The organism is Bacillus sp. mrc49, from assembly GCF_002803435.1.
This window is the reverse complement of record NZ_PHNG01000225.1, coordinates 1-814: the sequence shown is the minus strand read 5'-3', so window position 1 is coordinate 814 and position 814 is coordinate 1. Positions and strand designations below refer to the sequence as shown.

The following is an 814-nucleotide window of genomic DNA, read 5'->3' as shown; positions in this document are numbered from 1 at the left end:
GTCATTACCGGATTGATCAAGGCAAATATCCCGACAAGGATCGCTTTTTCGGTTTCTTCACAAGTCGATTCCCGCACGATCATCGATAGCGGCGGAGCGGAAAAATTGCTTGGAAGAGGAGATATGCTATTTGCTGAAAATGGCTCTTCAAAAACGGTTAGACTGCAGGGGACCTTTGTCAGTGATGAGGAAATCGATGAGGTAGTGAATCACGTTAAACTCGAGCAACAACCGAAATACCTGTTTGAGCAGGAAGATTTGCTGAAAGTGGCAGAGGTCACGGAGGAAGCGGATGAACTGTTTTTCGAGGCATGTGAATTTGTCGTGAATCAACAGGCTGCATCGGCATCGAGTGTGCAGAGGCGCTTCCGTGTAGGGTACAACCGCGCTGCGCGTTTAATAGAAATGATGGAGCAGCAAGGGGTCGTTTCTGAATCCAGGGGCTCCAGACCGAGGGATGTATTGATCACGGAGGAAGAACTGGAATTTTTACATGTTAATTAAGAGAACCGATTAAAAGGAAATTGTATATAATGTGAAGGGATGAAAACCCTTGAATGACGAAAAAACCAATGATTTGATAAATTGGCATCTGCCTGACATGGATGAATGGGCAAATAAGTGATATAATAGTTTTTTGTTGAGTAATGATTGATGAAAACCTATGTGGAAATTGCGTTTCTAACAAGTCTCGTAATGAAAAAAACAAATAAAAGATGACGTCATATACTGTCGTACAGGTAGACGATTGGTGGAGGTTCGCTTTATGACTGCTTACCATTTTGTGGGAATTAAAGGGTCGGGTATGAGTGCT

At 43.0% G+C, this 814-nt stretch carries 1 protein-coding gene; it reads left to right on the top strand.

Annotated elements, in window-relative coordinates; genetic code table 11:
* A partial coding sequence (locus CVN76_RS01600) for a DNA translocase FtsK (RefSeq protein ID WP_332850582.1) occupies window positions 1–504 on the top strand: 504 nt, incomplete at its 5' end.
* Window positions 505–814 lie beyond the last annotated feature (310 nt).